General features: G+C 37.4%; 26 protein-coding genes. 15 read left to right on the top strand and 11 right to left on the bottom strand.

Annotation, left to right across the window (positions count from 1 at the left end; genetic code table 11):
• Nucleotides 1–33: 33 nt before the first annotated feature.
• From VCM39_RS10270 to VCM39_RS10290, 5 genes are all read right to left on the bottom strand, one after another.
• Nucleotides 34–1,524, bottom strand: a complete 1,491-nt coding sequence (locus VCM39_RS10270) for an FGGY-family carbohydrate kinase (protein ID WP_322934168.1) — start codon at nt 1,522–1,524, stop codon at nt 34–36.
• A 66-nt stretch (nt 1,525–1,590) separates the two neighbouring features.
• Nucleotides 1,591–2,322 carry an NUDIX hydrolase gene (locus VCM39_RS10275; protein ID WP_002560287.1) on the bottom strand — a complete coding sequence of 244 codons (732 nt, stop codon included), beginning with the start codon at nt 2,320–2,322 and terminating at the stop codon, nt 1,591–1,593.
• 389 nt (nt 2,323–2,711) lie between these two features.
• Nucleotides 2,712–3,182 (bottom strand): GyrI-like domain-containing protein, encoded by a 471-nt coding sequence (locus tag VCM39_RS10280; protein ID WP_289293498.1) that lies wholly within the window; start codon nt 3,180–3,182, stop codon nt 2,712–2,714.
• Between the two features lie 12 nt (nt 3,183–3,194).
• Nucleotides 3,195–4,319, bottom strand: coding sequence for a GyrI-like domain-containing protein (locus VCM39_RS10285; protein ID WP_221651441.1), 1,125 nt, complete (start codon nt 4,317–4,319; stop codon nt 3,195–3,197).
• 6 nt (nt 4,320–4,325) lie between these two features.
• Nucleotides 4,326–4,757: a DUF3788 domain-containing protein gene (locus tag VCM39_RS10290; RefSeq protein WP_289293502.1), complete on the bottom strand. Its 432-nt coding sequence runs from the start codon at nt 4,755–4,757 to the stop codon at nt 4,326–4,328.
• 202 nt (nt 4,758–4,959) lie between these two features.
• Here VCM39_RS10290 and thiD point away from each other — a divergent pair, with 202 nt between their 5' ends.
• From thiD to VCM39_RS10325, 7 genes are all read left to right on the top strand, one after another.
• Nucleotides 4,960–5,805, top strand: coding sequence for a bifunctional hydroxymethylpyrimidine kinase/phosphomethylpyrimidine kinase (thiD, locus tag VCM39_RS10295; RefSeq protein ID WP_322934167.1), 846 nt, complete (start codon nt 4,960–4,962; stop codon nt 5,803–5,805).
• Between the two features lie 91 nt (nt 5,806–5,896).
• The gene (gene fabD / locus VCM39_RS10300; protein WP_289293504.1) at nt 5,897–6,784 is read left to right on the top strand and encodes an ACP S-malonyltransferase; all 888 of its coding nucleotides are present in this window, start codon (nt 5,897–5,899) and stop codon (nt 6,782–6,784) included.
• Between the two features lie 405 nt (nt 6,785–7,189).
• Nucleotides 7,190–7,483: an RNA recognition motif domain-containing protein gene (locus VCM39_RS10305; protein WP_221651445.1), complete on the top strand. Its 294-nt coding sequence runs from the start codon at nt 7,190–7,192 to the stop codon at nt 7,481–7,483.
• Nucleotides 7,484–7,706: 223 nt separating this feature from the next.
• The gene (locus tag VCM39_RS10310) at nt 7,707–8,780 is read left to right on the top strand and encodes a nitronate monooxygenase (protein WP_322934166.1); all 1,074 of its coding nucleotides are present in this window, start codon (nt 7,707–7,709) and stop codon (nt 8,778–8,780) included.
• Nucleotides 8,781–8,833: 53 nt separating this feature from the next.
• Nucleotides 8,834–9,298 (top strand): cold-shock protein, encoded by a 465-nt coding sequence (locus VCM39_RS10315; protein WP_221651447.1) that lies wholly within the window; start codon nt 8,834–8,836, stop codon nt 9,296–9,298.
• An 83-nt stretch (nt 9,299–9,381) separates the two neighbouring features.
• Entirely contained in the window at nt 9,382–9,591 is a 210-nt protein-coding gene (locus VCM39_RS10320; protein WP_221651448.1) for a hypothetical protein, read from the top strand.
• Nucleotides 9,592–9,693: 102 nt separating this feature from the next.
• Nucleotides 9,694–9,864 (top strand): hypothetical protein, encoded by a 171-nt coding sequence (locus VCM39_RS10325; protein ID WP_007485580.1) that lies wholly within the window; start codon nt 9,694–9,696, stop codon nt 9,862–9,864.
• Nucleotides 9,865–10,282: 418 nt separating this feature from the next.
• On the opposite strand, the gene VCM39_RS10330 is transcribed toward VCM39_RS10325, so the two are convergent.
• The 6 genes from VCM39_RS10330 to VCM39_RS10355 all read right to left on the bottom strand — a co-directional run bounded on the left by VCM39_RS10330 (nt 10,283) and on the right by VCM39_RS10355 (nt 16,884).
• The gene (locus VCM39_RS10330) at nt 10,283–10,867 is read right to left on the bottom strand and encodes a phosphatase PAP2 family protein (RefSeq protein ID WP_323674049.1); all 585 of its coding nucleotides are present in this window, start codon (nt 10,865–10,867) and stop codon (nt 10,283–10,285) included.
• 133 nt (nt 10,868–11,000) lie between these two features.
• A complete protein-coding gene (locus VCM39_RS10335; RefSeq protein WP_289293505.1) occupies nt 11,001–11,717 on the bottom strand; it encodes an SDR family NAD(P)-dependent oxidoreductase in 717 nt (238 codons plus the stop codon).
• Between the two features lie 651 nt (nt 11,718–12,368).
• On the bottom strand, nt 12,369–13,379 hold the full coding sequence (locus VCM39_RS10340) for an IS110 family transposase (RefSeq protein WP_413544838.1): 1,011 nt from the start codon (nt 13,377–13,379) through the stop codon (nt 12,369–12,371).
• Between the two features lie 502 nt (nt 13,380–13,881).
• Entirely contained in the window at nt 13,882–14,451 is a 570-nt protein-coding gene (locus VCM39_RS10345) for a Crp/Fnr family transcriptional regulator (RefSeq protein ID WP_322932715.1), read from the bottom strand.
• Nucleotides 14,452–14,528: 77 nt separating this feature from the next.
• Entirely contained in the window at nt 14,529–15,245 is a 717-nt protein-coding gene (locus VCM39_RS10350) for a DUF4396 domain-containing protein (RefSeq protein ID WP_322932714.1), read from the bottom strand.
• Nucleotides 15,246–15,381: 136 nt separating this feature from the next.
• Nucleotides 15,382–16,884, bottom strand: a complete 1,503-nt coding sequence (locus VCM39_RS10355; protein WP_221651119.1) for a glutamine synthetase family protein — start codon at nt 16,882–16,884, stop codon at nt 15,382–15,384.
• A gap of 248 nt (nt 16,885–17,132) precedes the next feature.
• Here VCM39_RS10355 and VCM39_RS10360 point away from each other — a divergent pair, with 248 nt between their 5' ends.
• From VCM39_RS10360 to VCM39_RS10395, 8 genes are all read left to right on the top strand, one after another.
• On the top strand, nt 17,133–17,846 hold the full coding sequence (locus VCM39_RS10360; RefSeq protein WP_221651118.1) for a DUF169 domain-containing protein: 714 nt from the start codon (nt 17,133–17,135) through the stop codon (nt 17,844–17,846).
• A 15-nt stretch (nt 17,847–17,861) separates the two neighbouring features.
• A complete protein-coding gene (locus VCM39_RS10365) occupies nt 17,862–18,311 on the top strand; it encodes a GNAT family N-acetyltransferase (protein WP_221651117.1) in 450 nt (149 codons plus the stop codon).
• Nucleotides 18,312–18,327: 16 nt separating this feature from the next.
• On the top strand, nt 18,328–19,176 hold the full coding sequence (locus tag VCM39_RS10370) for a hypothetical protein (protein WP_322932713.1): 849 nt from the start codon (nt 18,328–18,330) through the stop codon (nt 19,174–19,176).
• 104 nt (nt 19,177–19,280) lie between these two features.
• Nucleotides 19,281–20,480, top strand: a complete 1,200-nt coding sequence (locus VCM39_RS10375) for an MFS transporter (protein ID WP_221651115.1) — start codon at nt 19,281–19,283, stop codon at nt 20,478–20,480.
• Nucleotides 20,480–21,151: a vancomycin high temperature exclusion protein gene (locus tag VCM39_RS10380; protein ID WP_322932712.1), complete on the top strand. Its 672-nt coding sequence runs from the start codon at nt 20,480–20,482 to the stop codon at nt 21,149–21,151. The genes VCM39_RS10375 and VCM39_RS10380 overlap by 1 nt, the downstream gene beginning before the upstream one ends.
• A 172-nt stretch (nt 21,152–21,323) precedes the next feature.
• Nucleotides 21,324–22,859, top strand: coding sequence for an ATP-binding protein (locus tag VCM39_RS10385; protein ID WP_289291902.1), 1,536 nt, complete (start codon nt 21,324–21,326; stop codon nt 22,857–22,859).
• Nucleotides 22,860–23,298: 439 nt separating this feature from the next.
• Nucleotides 23,299–23,715 (top strand): DUF3788 family protein, encoded by a 417-nt coding sequence (locus tag VCM39_RS10390; RefSeq protein ID WP_221651112.1) that lies wholly within the window; start codon nt 23,299–23,301, stop codon nt 23,713–23,715.
• Nucleotides 23,716–23,890: 175 nt separating this feature from the next.
• Nucleotides 23,891–25,012: a DUF362 domain-containing protein gene (locus tag VCM39_RS10395; RefSeq protein WP_221651111.1), complete on the top strand. Its 1,122-nt coding sequence runs from the start codon at nt 23,891–23,893 to the stop codon at nt 25,010–25,012.
• Nucleotides 25,013–25,022: the final 10 nt, after the last annotated feature.

A 25,022-nucleotide genomic window follows, 5' to 3' on the forward strand; every position in this document is an offset into this window, starting at 1 on the left:
TCGGTTACAAGGTTTATACTTTGTTTTTTTAGATTATTTATTCATTGATTGTTCCAGACAGAATTTCCATCTTTCATAAGCCTCTGCATACTCTTGTTGTTTGGCAGTATCGGGTTCAATCACTTCCAGTTTATCCAATGTGGCAAATGCTTCATTGTTATCCTTGTAAATACCTGCTCCGATACCGGCTCCTTTGGCTGCCCCTACCGATCCGTCCGTATCATAAAGTTCGATGATAGCTCCTGTTACACCTGCCAGAGTAGTACGGAAGACAGGGCTTAAAAACATATTGGCCTGTCCTGCATGGATTTTTTGTACCGGGATACCCATTTGTCCCATAATATCGATACCATATTTGAAGGAGAATACTATCCCCTCCTGGGCTGCACGGATTATATGTTGCTTGCCATGTGCATTGAAGTCCAGACCACGGATGCTGCAACCTATTTCTTTGTTACATAACATACGTTCGGCACCATTGCCAAAAGGAAGTATACTAAGCCCGGCACTACCAATGGGAGCTGTTGCAGCCAATACGTTCATATCATTATATGAAATACCTTCGGGAGCGACATTGCGTTTTACCCACGAATTGAGAATACCGGTTCCGTTGATACAGAGTAATACTCCGAGACGGGTCTGGCTGGCACTGTGATTAACATGAGCAAAGGTATTGACACGTGATTGAGGATCATAGTTTACTTCACCATTTACTCCATATACCACGCCGGATGTTCCCGCTGTAGATGCAATTTCACCCGGATTGAATACATTCAGTGAAAGAGCATTGTTGGGTTGGTCACCTGCTCGATAAGTGATAGGTGTACCTTCTTTCAAGCCCAGTTCGTTCGCAGCAGCTGCACTTACACGTCCCTGTTCTGCAAAAGTCGGTTTAACATCAGCAATCAGCGATTCATCAAAACCGTAATATTTCATCAGGAAATCGGCTAACCGGTTGTTTTTGAAGTCCCAAAATATACCTTCGGAGAGCCCTTCTACAGTTGTACAGATGTCTCCGCTCAATTTCATTGCGATGTAATCACCCGGAAGCATTATTTTATAAATCTGCTCATAGACAGCCGGTTCATTTTCTTTGATCCACGCTAGTTTGGATGCTGTAAAGTTGCCCGGAGAGTTTAATAAGTGCGAAAGGCAAAGTTCTTCTCCGAGGGTTTCAAAGGCTTTCTGTCCATAGGGAACAGCACGCGAATCACACCAGATAATAGCAGGACGAAGTACTTTCTGATTCTTGTCTACACATACCAGTCCGTGCATTTGGTAAGAGATGCCAATCGCTTTAATATCAGTAGCGTCTATACCCGATTCTGCCAGGATGGCTTGTGTGGAAAGTTTTAAATTCTCCCACCAGTTCTCCGGATTTTGTTCTGCCCATCCGGAATGAACAGCAATAATAGCAGCTTCTGTTTTTGGAAAAAATGCCGAAGCTATGCACTTGCCTGTTTCAGCATTTACAAGGCTCGCCTTCACTGACGAACTACCTATGTCATAACCTAATAGATACATGATGTTATTTACGATTTAACGATTTACAATTTACGATTGGAGAATCTTTTAATTTATAATTTCCCCCTACCGTCTTATTTTGTTGTATACTTTTTTGTCGAATTTGTAGTAGCGGGCGGCACGGTGGGCAACGCCTTGCTGTTTTTCTTCGAGAGGAACGACATATTCCATTAGGGCTATTTTCTTATGGAAATTGCGCACATCTACCGGTTTGTCGTATACTAATTCAAAGAGTATACGTAGTTGAGAAGCTGTGAATTTTCGTGGTAACAGATCGAAAAGCATTGAGGGATTGAATTCTACCACCTGACGGATATAGGTCAACGCTTCATTGATGATAAGATTATGGTCAAAAGCCAGTACCTTTATATCTTTTAAAGCTACCCAGCATGCCTGATGTTCATCTAAACTCTTATCCAGTGCCCGGTCTATTTTCACCATTGATAAATAGGCAATGGTCACAATGCGTTCTACTCTCGACTGCATGGCACGTTCCAACCAGTGTACATCTTTAGGATTACTTGTTCTGTTTTTAGAGCCAAATGCTTTGAACTGCATCAGATTTACATTTTTGATACCTGTCAGTTCACATAATACACGTTGTGCAGCTTCGTCCAGATCTTCATCCATATAAATCAGGCTTCCGGGGAGTTTCATATCATGGTATATTTCACCGTTCTCCTCTCCCATTCGTTTTACTAACAGTACTTTTAATTGTTCGCCGTCAAAACCAATCACCACACAGTCCACTGAGATGTGATTGTTTGCCAATGGGGCTTGTTGCTGTATATTTTGCATATCACTTGTTTTTTGAACGATGCAAATATAGAGGCTGTTTTTGTTTTTGTAAATAGAAAATCGTATGTTCTAAAACATTGTTTTCCAAAGATATACATATCTTCTATTTTACAGTAACTGCAAATTGTCTTATCATACAAATTACAATATGTATTTTGGGCTTTACAGAAGATTAGTAATTGTATAAAGTACACAAACTACAGATGCCTTTATTTTCAGTTAGTTTCGTCGGTTTATTTCTGTATATGGCAAAAGAGACTTATTGTATTTTATACGATATACCAATTTGTATTTATGGAAAGGATATGAGGGGAATATCATTAGATTGTTAAAAAAGGATAAAGAGAGAAGGCCCCCTGTTTTAATTCCCATACGGGAAGTACTCAATATTAAAATACGGGCATTTCAACTCTTGTGACTTGTTCTGCTTCTGGTACATCCGGACTACTATAGTAATATTCTATGGATGAACCGGAAGCTTTATATCCATTCAATTTTATCCATTCCGTCATCTCATTATAAAGAGCAGCCAGTTCATTATACGGCCCTCTATGCAGGCAGGAGACTATTTTACGTGCAGGTACTATCAATGATTTTATATCTTCTTTACCTTGCAGCCTTCCGGATGATTTAAGGCCAATGATCATTCTGATGTCCTGTTCAGTTAAGCTTTCATAGTGGGGATACTCAACAAAAGGAATATCTGTTGTAACTTCATTTTGCTCTTTAAACAGAGAATCTATTTTAATAAAGTTATCTCCGATCGCTTTAGTCATTCCATTCATATCTGTATGTACTTCGACTATCAATACCGGTTGCTCCGGTTGTTGTAACAACATTATTTCTGAAATCCTTGCCATAATGGTGAATCTTTATTTCTTTGTAATTGGTATATATATGTCTGTTATTAGCTCCGTTTTTGTTGTTGCAGATGAATGATTCGTGTATATTTCGAAGCTTAAAGTATTCTGAGGACGATATCTGCTTGCGGGGAACCACTCTTCATAAATGATTCGGTAGGACTCATATAGTGAAGAATAGTCTCCGGTATGTCTGAATATTGCATAACGCCCGCCAGGTATTTCCATTATCCCGGAATTTAAATCTGTTTTTTTATCATTACATAAGGTTATACCCAAATAGAAACGACATTTTTCTTCAGGAGTGATGGATGGATCATCCATGCTTAGACTTACAAATCTGCGATCCTTTCCGTCTATATTGTATCGTTTAGCATGATGTATAAGTTTATCCCAGATCAGCCTGTACCGAAACTTATCTTTGTAAGCTTCGCCCACTTCGATACAGAATATCTTAATGGGGTTGAGAGTCTTTATTTCAGGAAAGATCACTGTGTTTTGCTCATTACCTGCCTGTTTATACTTTTCCCTGTATTGGGATGCAGATATACCAAAATGTTTTTTGAATGCCTTAGCAATGCTGAATTTGGTCTGATAATTCGTATGTTCCAGTATTTGATTTATGGTATAGTCTGTTGATATTAACAGATGTGCTATGTGTTCTATGCGTAGGCGTTGTATGTAACTTCCGATATTTTCTCCTGTCACTGCCTGAAAAACTCTTCTGAAATGGTATTTGGACAAGCCACTTATCGCACAAAGTATATCCGTATCTATTCTGTCAAACAGATGATTGTTAATGTGAATGATAACATTCTGAATTGTTTGATGATGAACATTATTTGTTTCCTGCTTTTGTCGCCAGCGATTCAATGCAGGCAAACGTTTGTTTAAGATTTCCCTTAGTTCTTCCGGAGAATATGCAGTATTTGCATAGCCATTGTACTTATCTGTGTATTTTATCCAGATATCAATCATCTCCTGCATGGATATATCAACGGTATATTTTCCGTCCTTCAGGCAATAGTAACAAAACTGATCGCTTCTGGAATTATCGGAATTAGTACCTAACCACTCTTCTACATCGAAACGAAGTGGCATTCCGCAACTTTGGCAATATCTTTTATTTATAACCATTTATTTTTATCTGTTTGTAGTTGCGCGATTGGGTTTTCGCTTAATCTGCAACAGCCGTTCCATATCACTGAATAAGTTTGTGTTTTTTAATTCAAACATAATCCATTTGCCATCATGGAAAGTAGTTGCTTCATCATATTTCATCTGTACTTCCCTTGAGAAAAACGCCCGCTGTGTTTCAAATTTAGCGCGTTCATCTTTCCCTAAAATAATCATAAAGCCGAAAGTATATTCCTTAGCATATAAGGCACAAAGAGTTTTGCCTCCTCTACGATATTTGTATTCATACGTCCAGGCCTTACCACCCTTGTTCCAAAGCCGTTCCATCTCATATTTTTGTTCGATGAGCTGACACAAAGAGGTCCATACATAATAAAGATCCTCTCCTATTAAGTTTTCTATCTTTTCAGAAGTTGGTATTTGAAAAGGTTGTTTCATGACATTCTATATTACGATTGATTCTAAATTAGAGCTTATGCGGCAAAAGTAGTACGTTTCTTCCATAATCAGTTGTCCTAAATAGGCATCTTTTTTATATTAAAAATCAAAGAAACGAATTTTAAAAGGAAAATTAAAACATGTTCTGACAGGAGTACGAATTTATACTAACTTTGTTCCCTGAAAATATATAAAAACAAGTATGAAACATTATCCGGTGGTTCTTTCCATTGCTGGTTCCGACTGTTCGGGCGGAGCAGGTATACAGGCAGACATCAAGACCATATCTGCTTTAGGAGGGTATGCTGCGTCCGCCATCACAGCTGTAACCGTACAAAATACAGTAGGCATACGCGCTGTACATGTTGTTCCTGCTGAAATTGTCTGCGGACAGATAGAAGCCGTAATGGAAGATTTGCATCCCGATGCTGTTAAGATAGGGATGGTAAGCGAAGAAGAAACAGTAAGGGCTATAGCTGATTGTTTGCGTAAATTTCGTCCCGAACATGTGGTATATGATCCGGTGATGGTGTCTACCAGCGGGCGAAAGTTAATGAACGATGCTGCTATTGAAATCATAAAGAAAGAACTTTTTCCACTAACGACTCTCCTTACCCCAAATCTGGACGAAGTAGAAGTTTTAACGGGCAAAAAGATTGTTGTATTGGAGGATATGCAACAAGTTGCCCGGGAACTTTCGGCTATTTACCGGACTGCCGTATTAATAAAAGGGGGGCATTTGCCGGGAGATGAGATGCAAGATATCTTATGTGCTGACGGAAACTTATTCATATATAAGGAGAAGAAGATAGTAAGTAAAAATCTACATGGCACGGGATGCACCCTCTCCTCTTCTATCGCTACATACCTGGCATTAGGGTGTACCATGAATGAAGCGGTAGGTAAGGCTAAAAACTACCTGAGTAGAGCCATTGACGCAGGTAAAGAGATAGTTGCAGGAAAAGGGAATGGACCGTTGTGCCATTTTTGGAATCCTGAGAAAACGCAGATAATTGATGATAAGGCAGATAGATTAGAAGGAAAATAGTATCTTCATTGCACAAAATTGCAGATTATGTGCTGTTGTATGACAAAAATATATAACTTTGCACCCGCAAATTTAAATTTAGAACGAAAATATGAAAGCATTTGTATTTCCTGGTCAAGGTGCCCAGTTTGTGGGTATGGGTAAAGACTTGTATGATAACTCTGCGTTAGCAAAGGAATTGTTCGAAAAAGCAAATGATATCCTTGGATATCGCATTACAGATATTATGTTCAATGGTACTGACGAAGACCTTCGCCAGACAAAGGTGACTCAGCCTGCTGTTTTCCTTCATTCGGTAATCTCAGCTCTTTGCATGGGTGACGATTTTAAGCCGGAAATGACTGCCGGTCATTCACTGGGTGAATTTTCCGCATTGGTTGCTGCCGGTGCACTTTCATTCGAAGATGGTTTGAAACTGGTTTATGCACGTGCTATGGCTATGCAAAAAGCCTGTGAGGCTACTCCTTCTACAATGGCTGCTATCATTGCATTGCCTGATGAAAAAGTAGAAGAAATTTGTGCTACGGTTACAGCTGAAGGCGAAGTTTGTGTTCCTGCTAACTATAACTGTCCGGGACAGATTGTTATTTCAGGTTCAATGCCAGGTATCGAGAAAGCTTGTGAATTAATGAAAGCTGCCGGAGCAAAACGTGCCCTTCCTTTAAAGGTAGGTGGCGCTTTCCATTCGCCTTTGATGGATCCTGCAAAAGTAGAACTGGAAGCTGCTATTAATGCAACAGAAGTTCATACTCCCAAATGTCCGGTTTATCAGAATGTAGATGCATTGCCTCATACTGATCCTGCTGAAATTAAAAAGAACTTGGTTGCTCAGCTCACTGCTTCTGTACGTTGGACTCAGACTGTGAAAAATATGGTTGCCGATGGTGCTACCGACTTTACAGAGTGTGGTCCGGGTGCAGTGCTTCAGGGATTGATTAAGAAAATCGATTCTACGGTTTCTGCTCATGGAATAGCATAAGATATTTTCCTTTATACAATAAATGAAAAATGAAGAGGATTTCCGTCACAGGAAATTCTCTTTTTTTAGATATACCCGTTTGAAAACCTTTGTTTGAAATGCAATACAACTCACTTCAAGTAATGTTATTCATTTGCAAAATCAGTGTTAATTTGCGTTTTAATCAATAAAACTCCATGTGCTTTATAGTGAATATGCTCTACTAATAAATGACAATGAACACTTTTAATTTTTAAATTAAGCAACAAAGTATAATTCTCTGATTTATTGTACTATCTTTGTACTCAGAGTTTGAGTTACGAAGTCGTTATCGCATAGTTCTCCTTTTTATGTATTATTAAGCAGGTCTCTCCTTTAATTATCTCCCTCACTCCAGAATTAGTATTTATTTTAATAAAATTTTAAATGAACATTTACATTTCAGGTTTAAGCTTTAGCGCAAATGATGCTGACTTAAATAATTTGTTTGCAGAGTATGGAGAAGTATCTTCAGCTAAAGTAATCTTAGACAGAGAAACAGGAAAGTCAAGAGGATTTGCTTTTGTAGAAATGACAAACGATACAGAAGGTCAGAAAGCGATTGACGAGCTTAACGGAGTAGAATACGATCAAAAAGTGATTGCAGTAAGCATTGCACGTCCACGTACAGAAAAACCATCAAACGGAGGAAGAAACTATAATAACTCCAGAAGATATTAATATCCAGATAATGCAAAAACAGAAGATCCTCTTTTGTTTTTGCATTAAAGTTATCTCATTTTTATTTATTCACGGAATGTTTATTAATTTTCCGTTCTTCTATATAATATCAGGAATTTCCAATCCTGTACCTTTTCATTGGGTCGATACATGCGTCAACTCTTTAGCATAAAGTATATTCAAGGTTGTTTATCCGGCTTATAGTATAGTACAAAATAAATTTATGGAATCATTTTTTATAGGAAATATTGAAATCAAAATACCTATTATACAAGGTGGAATGGGTGTTGGAATCTCACTGTCCGGTTTAGCATCAGCAGTGGCAAATGAAGGAGGATTGGGTGTAATTTCGTGTGCCGGTTTAGGATTGCTATATCCTAAAAGAAAAGGAACTTATACTGAAAAATGTATTAGTGGATTGGAAGAGGAAATCAGAAAAGCACGTAAAAAGACGAACGGAATTATTGGAGTGAACGTTATGGTGGCACTTTCCAATTATGCCGACATGATTCGTACGGCAATCAATGAAAAAATTGATGTAATATTTTCGGGTGCAGGACTTCCCCTTGACTTACCTGCCTACTTAACACCGGATAGTTCTACTAAATTGGTACCTATCGTATCTTCTTCAAGAGCTGCAAAAATTATTTGTGATAAATGGCTGGCCAATTATAACTATCTGCCCGATGCGATTGTGGTGGAAGGTCCCAAAGCCGGCGGGCATTTAGGATTTAAGAAGGAGCAACTGCAGGATCAAAGTTATGCTTTAGAATCATTGATTCCGGCAGTGGTAGCGATAGCCAATAGTTACAGTGAAAAGAAAAAGATTCCGGTAATTGCTGCTGGTGGAATCTCTACCGGAGAAGATATTGCCCGTTTTATGGAGCTGGGGGCTTCGGCTGTACAGATGGGAAGTATTTTTGTAACAACACAGGAATGTGATGCTTCCCAAACTTTTAAAGAAGTGTACATCCATTCCAAACCTGAAGATGTACTTATCATTGAAAGCCCTGTCGGGATGCCGGGAAGAGCCATCAATGGAGAGTTTATCCATAACGTAGAAAGTGGTATGGAAAGACCCAAAAAATGCTCATTTCATTGCATCAAGACATGTGATTATCAAAAAAGCCCTTATTGCATTATCAAAGCATTGTATAATGCTGCAAAAGGTAATATGAGAAGAGGATATGCATTTGCCGGCAGCAATGCTTTTCTCGCAGAAAAAATAAGTAGTGTAAAAGAAGTAATGAATAAACTGGAAAGTGAATTCTTCTTAGCAACTCACAAGTTGGTTTAATCAGAAATCAGCAAACGTTGAGATATTTAAGTATTAATCAAAATATAATTTTAATGGCAAAATCCGTAACAGTTGACAAACGTGAGAACGAAAAGAAAAGACTCGCTCGCCGAGCGGAAAAACAAAAAAGAAAAGAAGAAAAAAAACTATCACCCAAAGCGAATAGCCTGGATGATATGATTGCCTATGTTGATGAAAATGGTATGATAACCTCTACACCACCAACAGAGAACATCAAAAAAGAAGAAATAAAGCAGGAGGAAATTGTTATATCTACTCCTAAAAAGGAAAAAGAGATTCCAACCGTAATGAAAGGACGAGTAGAATTCTTCAACACTTCCAAAGGCTTTGGCTTTATCAAAGACCTTTCGGGAACTGAGAAATACTTTTTTCACGTGAACAATGTAATGGCTGATATTTCAGAAAATGACATTGTGACATTCGATCTCGAACGAGGGATAAAAGGTATGAATGCAGTGAATATCTGCTTCGAGAATGAACAAAAAACAGGAAATTGATAGTACGTCAGACTCTGATTAAAAGTAGATGGAACAAGAATCATTTCTATAAAATATAAAACTAAAATAATACAATTTGAATTATGAAAAAAGGTAATATGATACGATCTGAAATGAATTCGTCCAGTCAGTTGATAGAGAACGTACTCAAAGAGTATAAAAAGAGTGTAGGTGATGTGGTGCTTGTGGCAATCAGTCCGCGAACATCAATTGAGCTTCCCGCGCACCTATCCCAAGCAGAAAGAGATCTTCGCATAGAGGTTTATAAAAAACTGCATAGCTCAAAAGTCTAAAATATTTAGTGTAATAAAAGTCTTTATTGAACAAACTTTTACTTTCGGTGGCTGTTATTCATAGTAATAATTAATTTATATAATCATAAATAAATAACCGATATGGGCAGACGCAGTCAGTTGGAGCATCAGGTATCTGTTGCTCAGGAAAGGATTAAAAAGGCTCCTAAAGATACTCCCAAAGATATTATAAAATTGTGGGAACAGGAGTTAGTCGATTTGGAAATTGAATTAAATAACCTGGTTGATGGTGAAGAAGATAATAATGACTAATCAGAAAGTAAAATAAAAACTGCATTTCTAAATAGTCATATTTAGTAGTAGAGACTTCTTCGGGTGTATAAAGTGACACCCGAAGAAGTCTTTTTTTATCTATAATTGTCATACAAAAAGAGCTGGATTCATTGACATATATCAAAAAACAGAACTTTGAAATATATTTTTTGCTTTATATCAATTCAATCGTAACATTTCTACTTTACATTTGCAGTGTTTTCAAGGTATATAATATAAAATGTTTAAATTATGAAATGGGTAAAAAGATTGTTAGATAGAATCGGAAATGCCGATTCTATGATTTGGGGGTATGTGATGCTCCATGAGTAAAAAAGTTGTTATCAGAATTTTATTGAAAGAAACGTTTGAAAAAGGAGTCCGGTAATTGCCGGACTCCTTTTTGATTGTATAGAGATCAGATCTGTATCTTAGTTCTGTTTTTTTTGAAAAGTAAATTCGTAAAGAAATACCCTGCTTCCACTGCAACAATTCCAATCACTGCCCCTCCTACTACATCGCTTAACCAATGCCTGTTATTAAGCTGGCGGGTAATACCTGTAACTACGGCCGGTAAATAGGCCACTATACTTACCAGGATATTTTTCTTGCCATATTCCTTGTACAACAAACATGCTGATGTAAAAGCGGTTGCCGTGTGCCCCGAAGGAAAAGATAATAAATCAGATCCGTCCGGTCTTAATACTCCAGCCAATGACTTAATTGAAGAGACAGTAATTACCATCAATGCAAATGAAAAAACAGTAGCAACCAGCATTTGTGTCCAGTTACTTCGACTCTTTATTCCTGTTATTTTTAATCCGAACATAATTACCAGCGGAAGATATGGCAGAAAATCATCATATCGGTAGGCAAAAGAAGGAATATGTGTATTACGAAGATTATAGATGTACTGATTCGCACTTTCCAGGACTCCATATCTTAAAGCACACAATGTCAATATACAAATAAACACCCAAAAAAGTAGTTTACGGAGACTCATCATACCCTCATCTGATTTTGTTGTAAATAACGCTCAAAGGTATTAAAAGATATCGGATATAAAGTTGATTGTTATTAAACAAAAACATATTTCTATATGATTTTAAGATTGATAAATAACCGGAATTGTATCATTACATCATTTTACAATACAAATAAGAAGGAATTATTTTTAGAAACCATGCTATGTACCTCCAACGTTTGGATATATAGACTACTTTATTTTTTCGTATAATGGCTTTATATATCTGACATACTGCTTTATCAAGAGATGCCACCCAAAATAAGCCTTCTCCTTTTGCCATAGCTGTGTTAACGAAACCGGGGCGTATATCTGTGATATATAGAGGATAAGGTAATTTTGCAGCTTTCTGCCTTAGCCCTTCTGTGTAGTTCATTTGAAACGCTTTGGTTGCATTATATGCCGGGGCAACACCACTTCCACGAATACCGCCAATGGAAGATATAACAACAAGTTGTCCTGACTGCTGGTGTTGAAAGAATAGGAAAGCCCAATCCGCAATATTAGTAAATCCAATTACATTTGTCAGAAGAGTCGGCTTCTCCAGCCGATAGTCCAATTTTGGATTTACTTCCCCCACACCGGAACAAATTACCAGAATATCCATACCCCCCATTTCATTAGTGAGTGTATTGAGTTGATAAAGTGTATCATTGTCATTGGTAATGTCGCATACTCTGTAGTGACAATCTTCACTTTGCGAACAGATCTCCTGTAGTATTAGTTCCCGACGACCAACAATGCCGACAATATACCCTTCGTTTATAAAAGTCTCTGCCAATCCACGTCCAATACCGGATGTAGCACCTATGATGATAACCTTCTTCATTTTCAGTTCTTATTTGTCTGGTACAAAAGTATTCCGTCAGAACAAAAAAAGTCTTGATTGAAATCAAGATTTTAGATTCTGTTTTAAATTTTCTTCTCGTATACTCTATTAATACCAACTATTTATAAAAAACAGATCTTTAATAAAAGTTAATCAAAAAAGTTCCATTCAATATTTTATTTTCTGTTTTCATAACAATTGATAATTGTTTCTATTTTCATGTTCATGCAAATTGTTATATCTTATGAATATTTAGTTTATTTCTTGGTGAGAAACGGCCCATTGCTCGTAGAGAATCAACACGATCTTCGTATACTCTATTAAAACCAAATGTTTCCGCAGAATATTGCTTTAATAAATGTTAACTACGAAAGATATGTCCTTTCTTCACTATGTTTTCTTTTTCATTACAATTAATGACTGACTCTACTTTCGTAACTATACCAATTGTTATATCTTATGGATGTTTCACTTATTTCTCGGTGATAAATGCCCCGTTTCTCGTAGAGAATCGAAGCGTTTGTCGTAGAGAAACGAGTCGATTCTCTACGAGAAAATAATCTCTCATATAATGTATTAATTATCAATGCATTATAAAACCGTCTACTTGTTTTGAATATTTACTACCTAAACGGTCCATTTGTTCCTTTTTCAGCATTTATGTGTATCTGAAATCACAACACATCTCGGGTCTCTTTGTATATAATCCCTGTCATAGGTCTGTTGCTTGTGAATCAGACTGTAAATCAGCCGCAATAACTTATTGGCAATGTTATTCATCGCTACGAAAAAGTGCTTCTTTTCCACTTTATGCTTTTTTAGGAAGTATAATCTTATTTCTTTATTATGCTCCTTTGCCGAACGTGCACATAAGAAAAGCAGTGTTTTCAATTGTTTGTCACCCATTGGCGATATTTTATGTCCGCATTTCATCTTTCCCGATTCTTTTGGATAAGGAGCGATACCTGCGTAAGCAGCACATTTTTTAGCCGTGTCTAATTTTCTAAAATTCTCTGTCTTTATTATCAGCTCACAACTGGTCACAGGTCCTACACCGACAATGGAGGTAAGAATCTGATAATTCCTGCTGAATTCGGAAGAGTTTTGTATGAGGGCTTCTATCTCATGGTCAAGCCCGGATATTTGGGTATTTAACTCCGCAAGGACAGCTCTCCGTGCATGGACGGCCGCCAGGGAAACAGAAGATTTACAATTATCACCTATGTTTAAAGTGTCCGGGCGCTTACGAGATTCCACCAGCAGAGAGCGTGTACGATACAATTCCTGAAGTTCAGACATCTCTTCCCCAGCATAGAAACAAGGTCTGAGAAGGTCATAAAAACGTTCGGCATATTCACGGATACGACAGGCATCCAGAGGATCGGATTTACCACGCTGAAGCCCCAGACTATGCTTTATCTGATAACCCGGAACAAAACACAGGCATATCCGGTTTAAAGTACACAGACGAAGCAGTAGGTCGCCATAAACGCCTGTATGTTCCGCACAAAGAACGGCAGCGGAAGGCAAGGAGAGAAGAAACTTGCTGATCCCATGAACCGTGTTCTTTACACCGGATAAATGACGGACACTGCCCGATTCACTCAAAAAACTAACGTCAAAGCTTGACATTCCCAAATCAATTCCATAAATTTGTACCATAACATTTTTATTTAGTGAAGGGCTCCGATATTGAACGGCTACTACCATGATAATGGGATCCAACTCCCGAAATACTCTCTGGCTTAGGTTCAATAAATATGTCGTGCTTAATACGAGGAATAATCTAAAAGATTAATAGAGGAAGTAAGCTAACGCGACATATGGAGGCTTTCTTGTTTACGAGACAATATTAAGAAATTTATTCTTATTAACGTTCATAAAGAACTATGTTTTCCATGGCAAAGATAATGGTAGAGGAACGAGTCGATCTTCGTAGAGGAAAAAGTAAGAGAGACAATGTCTTGATTATCAATGTCTTGATAAGAGGTTGAAATGTTGTGTATTTTCAACACTCAAACGATCTCTTTATCTGTTTATTTAGCATTTATATGTATCTGAAATCACAACATGACTTAGCCTTTTTATAAATAATCCCTGTCATAAGGTTATTGCTTGTGAATCAGGCAATGATAGAGAAAGCTCAGCAAATTTAGATAGGTTCTTACTTTTGTACTAATTTTCTTCGGAGCCTACTTAATGTTTCGGGACAGATCATAAGATAAGATGCCAGTTCTTTGAGAGAGATAAGATTGAGTAACGCAGGACAACGGTCAAGGATTTCTATATAACGTTCTTCGGGCGTCATGCTATACATAGCAATCATACGGTCGTATACTTCCCACAGCAATGTTTCTGCAATACTTCTGCTCAACCGTTGATTCTCAATATTCTGTTCATAGAATTGAGTGATCTGCTTGTTTGAAATAACGTATACGGAACAATCACATAGTGCTTGTATCTCAACATTTGAACGGTCTTCAAGACGACAAGCCGGATAATTGCCAACAAAGGAATTTTCAAATGTGTATCCTACTACTTTGCTTTCTCCTGCACTGTTGATACAACAATAACGAAAAGAACCGGAAGCAACATACCCCATTTTATAGCAAACTTCGCCTTGGCGGTTGAAGTACTCTCTTTTTTTATAATGCATCAGTTCTCCGTTCTGAAGTACGAATTCTATTATTGCAGAATAATCAATTTTGGACGTATATTTATTAAAATCACTCACTGCTACTTTATACTACTATTTATTGTACAAAGTTACAGAATATATTGAAAAATAACAGAAGTGCATTCCATTATCCGTTACATCCCCTTTTTAATCCCCAGCTTTAGGAGCAGAACATTCATAGGGAAAGCACAAATAAAACCGAAGAGCATAGCAATCTGCATCATAAACCAAAATTGCCATGAATCTTTTGCTAACGGGAAATTTACAAATAGTATGAAATAAACAATGGCCATCCAACCATACATACCTACCTGCCAGGAGGTCAATGAGAAGAAATCTACTTTAAAAGCACGGACTATACCTTTTGAAACTGAGAGATTTTCCATCTCCCGAATAGCATAGAACTGAAAATAAACTCCTATTATCAAAGCCAAAATAAAATCAAGTATCCAATTACCCAGAATCATACTGCCACCAATGCTTATGGGAATATAATGCGTAATCCACTCCCCGACAATATCTGCTAATGTACATCCCGCTCCGCAGTGTAAAGTAGAAAGAGCAACAGACTGCCATTGTGGATGAGTTTTACTCATATCCATTTCCATATTCATGTCCATCTTCATGCTTTCACCAGTCATATTCTGTTCAGGCATTATCATTTTAGCGGTTATACTTTGCCCAAATTTATTGTAAGCCCATAGTGCAAGATAACTTCCCCATAATGCAGTTAATATCCACACTACATTCATTATTTTCATAGATTGTTTATGGCAGGTAAGATCATATGCGATATGAACGGCAATACCAATTCCGGAACAAACAAAAAATACAGCAATCAGATTGAACATACTTTTATAGTTTTAAAATAATTGTAAGTACAACAGTCGCTTTTTTAAATGGTTCACTGTACCGGTAGTAAATAAACAAAGGGTCCCGGCATTTGCAGAATACCGGGACCCTTTGTTTATAAAATTTGGTAATGCGTTATCCACAGTGGAAAAACTCTTCCACTAATTCCATCATCTCTATGGGTTTATCCTTTATATCACTACGCAATGTGCTGTCATTGTATGCACGCAGCTTAGTGATAATACCGTCAATCATAGCCGGGCTGAATACATTATATTTTTCAAAGAAAGCACGTTGTTTCTCAAGGCAACCTGCAGATGCCGCACAACTGTCCGGAAGTTGTTCCAGCGTTTTCAGCTTATCTGCATTCTCTTGTTTGTGGATATTCACGTTGACATAAGTCTTTTCGGCTACATCTAGTGCATTTTCCATTTCAAAACCATAACGGCAGGCCACTGCAAGTCCGGCTATCAATTGATAAATATCTGCCGAACCATCCGGAGAACGCATTTCTACAGTTTGCTTCTGAGTAGTGTCATAATTGGCAGGCTTCTCCAATGGATTGGCGAGCATACACATGTCAGTTTTGGCCGACCAACCTAATGGAACACGTACTAATACTGAACGGTTGCGGTCTCCCCAACAAATATTGGTAGGAGCTTCCTGATGTGGTACCAGACGGAAGTAAGAAGTAGGGTTCGTATTTCCAAAAGCAGTGATAGAAGGTGCAAGTACCATCATACCGGCAATTGCTTTACGGGCAGTTTCGGATAGTACGCCCTCTTTTAACATTTGGTTTTGTCCGTCTTTCATAATGCGCATGTGGATATGCAGACCTGATCCTGCTTTTCCAACAGTAATTTTAGGAGCAAATGTGATATTGTATCCATAAGAAAAGGCTAGGTTACGAATCACCCATTTTGCAATCATCAATTGATCTGCTGCATCTTCTGCACGTACCGGAAGGAATTCTATCTCATTTTGTTCATATATCATGCCATCCAGCGCAAAGTTGCCAACTTCTGAATGACCATATTTGATCTGCCCTCCCGTTTGTGCAATATATGCCATACATTCTGTACGGAAATCGTTAAACTTAGCATAAGGAGTCGACTCATGATAGCCACGCTGATCAGTTGCCGGAAACATATCCTCATCTTCTGAGATCACATAATATTCCAATTCTCCCATTGCTTGAAATTCCATACCAGTTACATCTTTAAAAGCCTTACAAGCTTTATGTAATGTATATTCGGGAGAACTTTCCAGGGGTTCACCATCTTTATTAAAGAAAGAACAAAGCATGGAAACTGTTGGCAATTCTGCAAAAGGATCAACAAAAGCTGTACGGAACCGGGGAATTACATATAAATCACTACTACCTGCTTCTATAAATGGGAACAGACTGGAGCCATCCACACGTTCGCCACATGTCAGGATTGCATCTAAATAGGCAGCATTGTTGATGACAAAATTCAAAGTCTTCAATCGTCCGTCTGCTGCAGGATACATGAAATTGATCATCCGGATGTCATTCTTCTGAATATAAGTGATGATGTCAGCTTTTGTAAATTCGGATGCTGGTTTCTGAAGAAAGGCCACCAGCGAATGGGGGCTCATTGATAGTTCTTGGTTCATAATACGTCGGTTGTTTTTTATTGTTACATGGTTAACAGTTATATTTTGAACCAAAGATAACAAAAAGTTAGTTAGTTGAGTTATATATGTTGATAATAAAACACCTTTGCTTAACAAATGTTAGCGATTCGGCTATTATCTTCTTTTTCCAGCTATTTAACGCTTGTTCATTGATAAATACCATTCTTTATCTTAAATTTGCGAATATTGCCCTTCTACTTAGTAAAACTCTTAAAAAAACTCAGAAAATGGAAATAAAAACATTTATAGCAAACTACCGGGAAGCTTTTGGAGAGGTGGCAGAATTACCAATCGTATTTTGGTACTCTGATACTCCTGAAAGCCAGACAGAAAAGATCAATGGTTGTTTCTTCAAGAACATGAAAAAGGTAAGAGACGGACATATTATCAGCTTAAATGCAGATGTTATCGGATGTGGTGGTGGAAAGTTTTATACAGGTTTTACCGATATGCCGGAACATGTGCCGACTTTTGTTTCCCTGAAAGAGAAATACAAACAGACCCCAGAGATGGTAACAGAGTTTATTGAACGTTTGGGGGTACCAAGGACTGCAAAGAATTATCTCCACTTTGCACCTATAAATAAGGTAGATACTTTCGATCAAATTGAAGGAATTTTATTTCTCGCAACACCTGATATGCTTTCCGGACTTACGACATGGGCTTGTTTCGATAATAACTCAGAGGATGCAGTTACATCACAATTCGGTTCCGGCTGTAGTACTGTAGTGACTCAAACAATCCTTGAAAACCGGAAAGGTGGAAGGAGAACTTTTGTGGGATTCTTTGATCCATCCGTGCGCCCTTACTTTGAACCGGATGTATTAAGTTATACAATTCCTATGTCCCGTTTTAGAGAAATGTATCAAACCATGCGTAGTAGTTGCCTGTTCGATACTCATGCCTGGGGAAAAATCAGAGAGCGTATGCAACCTCAATAAAAAAACAAAACTAATATGGATTCTATTATAGTTAGAAAATTGGCAGAACATGAAAAAGTTACTGCAATGCAGTTGTCATGGGATGTTTTTGTAGAATTTGATAATACGGATTGTAGTGAAGAAGGATTGAAAAACTTCCGTAATTTCATTGATGATAAAGAAATGGTGGACAGTCTTGATGCTTATGGCGCTTTTGATGCCAATAAACTTGTGGGCATTATTGCAACAAGAAGTACAGGAAGTCACATCTCATTATTTTTTATAAACAAGGAGTTTCACTACCGGGGAGTAGGTCGTAGTTTGTTCAATTTAGTCTTAGAAAATAGTAAAGCAAAAGAAATGACAGTCAATTCCTCTCGCTATGCAGTGGGATTCTATCACAAGTTGGGATTTACAGATGTTGAAAAAGAGCAGTTGACAGATGGAATCCGGTATACTCCAATGAAATACATACGACAAAAATAAAAAAGATAATAACGTTATGCCCTATACGCATTTTGGAAAACAAGCAGATGTATTCAAACATGTCATTTTGTGTGAAGTACTAAAGAGAGAAAAACCGGACCTATATGTAGAGACGAATTCTGCCTGTGCAGAATATATGCTAAGTAATAGTTTGGAGCAACAATATGGTATCTGCCATTTTTTGAATAACGTATCAGAATATAATGAATTTACCGATTCAATTTATCTGAATTTGGAAAGAAAGGCATACCGGGATCATTTGTATTTAGGTTCTCCCGGATTGGCCATGAATATTCTGAATTCTCCTTCGGATGAATTGCTTTTCTTTGATATCGAAAAGGAACCTTTGAAAAACATTGAAGCATTTGCCCTACGAGACGGATTTAGAAACCGAATAAGAACATTCAATCAGGATTCTATCGGAGGAACGATGGAGCTATTACCGTCTCTTCCTGTCTCTTCTTTTATACACATTGATCCGTATGAAATAAATAAATCCGGAGAACCGGGAGGTTTTACTTATTTTGATGTGTTTCTTGAAGCGGCACAGGCAGGTATAAAGTGTTATTTATGGTATGGCTTTATGACTTTGAGTGTGAAAGAGCAATTGAATGCATATATTCTTAATGGCCTCCGAAACAATAAAATAAAGGGATGTGCTTGTGTAGAGTTAATTCTTGAAATAATAGAACGAAATACCATTCCTTGTAATCCGGGGATACTTGGAAGCGGAATATTAACAGCCAATTTATCGAAGGATAGTAACACTATTCTACAGGATTATAGTAACCTGTTAGTCAATATGTATCAGGGAGCAATTTACAACGGAACTAACGGAACTTTATACAAAGAAGTCATTTTATAGCCTGAAAAAAATAATTATTTAGTATTTCATTTAGTGTAGACCTGCTGTGTTTTTGTACATTTGCAGCCAATTTCACGAATATAGAGATAACAGGAGGTCACAAAATGATACAAAATCCACAACGTCCAGTCAGTTCAATTGCTTTTCCTATATTGATAGCACTAAGTATTTCTCATTGTCTGAATGACTTATTGCAATCTGTCATAACAGCAACCTATCCCCTATTCAAAGACGATTTAGCTTTAAGTTTTGCTCAAATCGGGTTGATTACATTGGTTTATCAAATGTCAGCATCGGTATTCCAACCAGTATTCGGGCTTTTTTTTGATAAACGTCCGGTAGCATGGACGCTTCCCGCAGGAATGCTTTTCACAATGACAGGGATGTTGAATCTTGCTTTTGCTTCCAATCTGCATTGGATACTTCTTTCTGTATTTCTGATTGGTATCGGTTCTTCTGTTCTTCACCCGGAGGCATCACGCATCACTTCACTTGCTTCCGGAGGAAGAAGAGGCCTTGCACAATCTTTGTTTCAGGTAGGTGGCAATTTGGGTGGTTCATTAGGTCCTCTGTTGGTGGCATTATTGGTTGCTCCTTATGGGCGTCATCACATAGCTTTGTTCGCTATCTTGGCATTTCTGGCTATTCTGGTAATGATTCCCGTTTGCAGATGGTATAAAAAATATTTAAACCGGATAAAATGTGAATCTGTCACTATGAAGGCACATTTTGCTATGCCATTGCCAATGAACAAGACTGTTTTTTCTATTACACTTCTGCTTATTCTGATTTTCTCCAAATACATCTATATGGCAAGTTTGAACAGCTATTACACGTTCTATCTGATTCATAAGTTTGGAGTCAGTGTTCAGCAATCACAGCTTTTCCTTTTTGTCTTTTTGATTGCTACAGCTATCGGAACACTGGTTGGAGGTCCTATTGGAGATCGCATTGGGCGGAAATATGTTATTTGGGTATCAATTCTTGGTACGGCCCCTTTCAGCATGTTGATGCCTCATGTAGGTCTTGTATGGACAGTAGTACTTAGTTTTTGTGTTGGTCTGATGCTCTCGTCGGCATTCCCGGCTATCCTGTTATATGCACAAGAATTACTTCCTAATAAACTTGGATTGATTTCCGGTTTGTTCTTTGGTTTTGCTTTCGGAGTTGCTGGTATTGCTTCTGCAGTGCTGGGGAATATGGCAGACAAATTCGGCATTGAAGCTGTTTATAATGTTTGTGCTTTCATGCCTTTGCTTGGGTTGGTTACTTGGTTTCTACCAGATTTGAAAAAAATAAAATAATGATGAGTAAGATAAAAACAAAGAAAACTGGCAGGTGGAAAAGAAGAATCAAATGGGCTGTTCCAATCGGAATACTTTTGATTGTTGCAATGACGATGGCTGCTAATTACATTGTTGAATATACTACTGACTCATTGGTCTATAAGGATCCGGTTTCCATTCCCTATAACAAAGTCGGACTATTACTGGGAACTTCCAAAACTCTGCGTTCGGGTAATCCTAATCAGTATTTCCGGAACAGAATACAGGCAACTGTTGCTCTCTTTAAAGCACGGAAAATAGATGCTATTGTTATTAGCGGTGACAACAGTCGTGAGGGTTATAATGAACCCGAAGACATGAAAACTGAATTGTTGAAAGAAGGTATTCCTGAAAATAAAATTTATCTGGATTATGCAGGTTTTAGAACACTTGATTCTGTAGTGCGTATGGAAAAGATTTTCGGTCAATCCAGTTTTACCATCATATCTCAAGAATTTCATAATCGCCGGGCCATTTATATAGCGCAAGCCAAAGATTTACAGGTAGTGGGTTTTAATGCAGAAGATGTGAATGCCTACAGTGGTTTTAAAACACAGCTTCGTGAAAAATTTGCAAGAGTTAAATTATTCCTGGACTTATATACAAATAAGAGTCCTAAATATCTGGGAGAAAAAATTATTATTAAATAATATATGCATCTATTTTTCCATCTATGGTTTTATGAGGGAGTGGTTTACATAAAATAATACTCCTAAAAACTTTTTAATCAATAATTTGTTATTCTTTTATAGGAAAAAGAGAAGGACTTTGGTAGCCTACTATATTGAAACAGATTAGATTGATACAAAACCAGAGATAAAAATGATGGATAATATAATTTTTACAGGAGCACATGAGCATACTATAGAAACTGTGCCAGATATGATATTTGTATATAATGAACAAGCTACACTTTTGAATATTATTAATCCCAGTCGTAACTTACCATTTAATCCGGAGGGAATGATTGGCAAAAAAATAGAAACCTTTCTGGATTGGGAAACGGGACGAATTTGTATGAAACATTTCCGGAAAGCTATTGCTACCGGAAAGTCTGAGTTTTTTGAACTTGATCTGGAAGAAAACGGAAATAAACATTGTTATGAAATCCAAATTTCTCCGATTGACAGAAATAGAGTAATAATGACCGCGCACGATATTCCTCAAGCGTATGCCTCGCAATTGGAATTAGAACGTACACAACTTTCTCTTAGCCGGGCTAAAGAAGAACTTGAGACCAGCAATTCAATACTTTCATCTGCTTTGAGCATTGCCGAAGTATTGCCATGGAGTGCTGACCTGGTGACGCATACCTTCTCTACCGATTACAATCTCTATCACCATGAGAGTGCTTCGGGACCTGATAATAATGGGAAATACAACATTTCTATTGATGAATATCTGGAAAAAGTTCATCCTGACTTTCGTGAACACATTTCAACTGTATTCAAAGAGTTACGTGAAGGAAAGCGAACCGAATTTCATGAAGTGTATCAAATACATTGGTATAATGACCGTGAATATGAATGGGTAAATAAGCAAGGAACAGTTTTCAGGTATGATGTAAAAGGACGTCCTATTAGTGTAATCGGTTCCGGTATGGTCATTACGAAACAGAAAAACATGGAAGAGTCTCTAAGACTTGCCAAAGAACAAGCAGAACAAAGCAATACACTGAAATCTGCTTTTCTGGCAAATATGAGCCATGAAATAAGAACACCGCTTAATGCTATTGTCGGATTCTCAGAGTTATTGACGGAAACAGATAATCCGGAAGAAAAAAAAGAGTATGCAGGAATTATTTTGAATAATAATGCTCTTCTTCTGCAGCTGATCAGTGATATTCTGGATTTGTCTAAGATCGAAGCAGGTACTTTGGAGTTTGTTTATTCTGATATTGATTTAAATAATCTACTGGCCGAGGTAGCACAGACCGCCCAAATGAAAGCAAACAATCCGGAGCTGAAGATTGCCTTTACTGACCATCTGCCGGAATGCATAGTGAATAGTGATCGCAATCGTTTGCTACAAGTGATACACAATTTTGTAAATAATGCTATTAAATTTACTCCTCAGGGACATATTCACATAGGTTATAAGTTGAGTCCGTCAGGTGAACTCTATTTTTATGTAGAAGATACAGGATATGGCATACAAGCTGATAAGGTGAATGAGGTATTTGAACGTTTCGTTAAATTAAACAGTTTTATACAAGGAACAGGTTTGGGACTTTCTATTAGTAAAACCATTGTTTCTCATTTGGGTGGTAATATAGGAGTTTTCTCACAGGAAGGTAAAGGTTCTACTTTCTGGTTTACTTTACCACCCAAAAGTATCGTTTCTATGAGTGAAAAGTAAATATCTGATATTCTAAGAAAAGATAACTCTTTTATAATCATAGAAAAAGAGTGGGCAACAAATCATTTGTTTACCCACTCTTTTTTGTAACCCCAGAATTACTAATTTTCAGGAATTATCTCATTGATATCTGATAGTGCATTCAATGTACGGGGAAAACCAATGTATGGCAAGTATTGGTAATAACAGAGATTAATATTTCTTTATTAATAGTTTTTTTCAATACTGCAGGCTATCTACGATACAAAATTATTCCGATTTTATTAATAGATTGCTATACCGATTACTGATATATGTACCTTTATTACTGATTTGTGAAGTTCTATAGGGCAAGCAAAGAAAAAACTCTTATTTTTGCATCAGTATTAAAGATTACTGAGCTATGGGTATCAGCACAATAACATGATATTTCCAATGAATAATCAAAAAATACGCAAGAATGGAAACATTGGCACTGAGAGATGAAAACATACTTCCAACACAAAAGGTCTTAGAAGCTGTTTTGTGTGGTAGTTACCCGACATTTGAAGAATTGAATGCTTTATTGATTACTATGGAGATAAGGCCGGAATGGAATTATTACAAAGATGGTAAGGCCTGGTTGTGTAAAATGATGTTCAAGAAGAAGAATATGGGTTGGTTACATATTTACGGTGGATTCTTCAGAGTATCATTTTTTTTTATGGAAAGACATTTAACCGCTATTGCGGATCTGAATATATCGGATTATATAAAAGAAGATTTTTATAAAATGAAATCCATTGGCAAATTATTGCCGATGTCAATAGCAGTTAGTGATAAAGAAAAGCTGGAAGATGTTTTAACCGTTTTACGCTTTAAAAAGAGTTTGAAATAAAAAGAGAGAGGCTCTTTATTAATATTCTCTCAATCTTTATAGAAAATGTATCAATAGCTATTCGATCTATTTTCTATAGAAGAATAAATAAAGGATAAATGATATATTTGCAATATGCTATTCAAATATCTTTTTAATTAACCTTTGATAGTATATACGCTACAAGAATAAAATTATGAACACTTCAAAAGTTTATTTTACAAATCTGCGGACTACCCCTACCTCCAATCTACTTGACAAAATGGAGCGGCTGGTAAAGCAAGCTGGTGTTGGAACCATACCTCTTAAAGATAACTTTGTGGCTATTAAAATTCACTTCGGGGAACCGGGAAACCTAGCATATATACGTCCGAATTATGCAGCACGAATGGCCAACCTACTACGTAGCTTTGGCGCAAAACCTTTTTTGACAGATTGTAATACACTGTATTCCGGGCGGCGTGCCAATGCCGTTGACCATTTACAGAGTGCAATGGAAAACGGTTTTAACCCCATTTCGGCACAATGTCAGGTTATTATAGCCGATGGGCTGAAAGGCACTGACTGCAAGGAAATCTCACTAAACGGAGAGTATTGCAAAGCTCCCAAAATAGGAACGGCTATTGCCGATGCTGATGTTATTATTAGCATGAATCACTTCAAAGGCCATGAACAAACTGGATTTGGTGGTGCTTTGAAGAATCTCGGAATGGGATGTGCCAGTGTAGGTGGAAAGTTGGAGTTGCATAGCGCTTCTCAACCCCGAATTGATATCAATAATTGTAAAAGCTGTAATATCTGTGTAAAACATTGCGCACATGATGCTGTACATTTGAATGTAAATCGTAAAGCAGAAATCGATTACAAAAAATGCATCGGATGCGGGCAGTGTGTTGCCCTGTGTCAGTATGATGCAGCTGTAATGGGTGACGAAGATACCTCTGAACGCTTGAATTACAAAATAGCCGAATACTCACTTGCTGTAGTTAAAGGTAAACCGCACTTTCATGTGAGTTTTATTATGAATGTATCTCCGGAATGCGATTGCTGGAATCATAATGATGCTGCTATTGTACCCGATTTAGGGATTCTGGCATCTTTCGATCCGGTAGCTCTGGATAAAGCTTGTGCCGACTTAGTGATACAAGCACCTATTCTGCATAGTGGAAACCGCTTATCTGACAAACATGAACAGGATGATTTATGCGGTTGTGATAAATTCCATCTGATGCATCCTGATACGGATTGGTTGGCTGGATTAAAACATGCAGAGAAAATAGGATTAGGAACAATGGATTATGAATTAATTCGTGTGTGAAATTAAACCA

The sequence above is a fragment of the Bacteroides mucinivorans genome (genome assembly GCF_034654355.2).
Taxonomy (GTDB): domain Bacteria; phylum Bacteroidota; class Bacteroidia; order Bacteroidales; family Bacteroidaceae; genus Bacteroides; species Bacteroides nordii.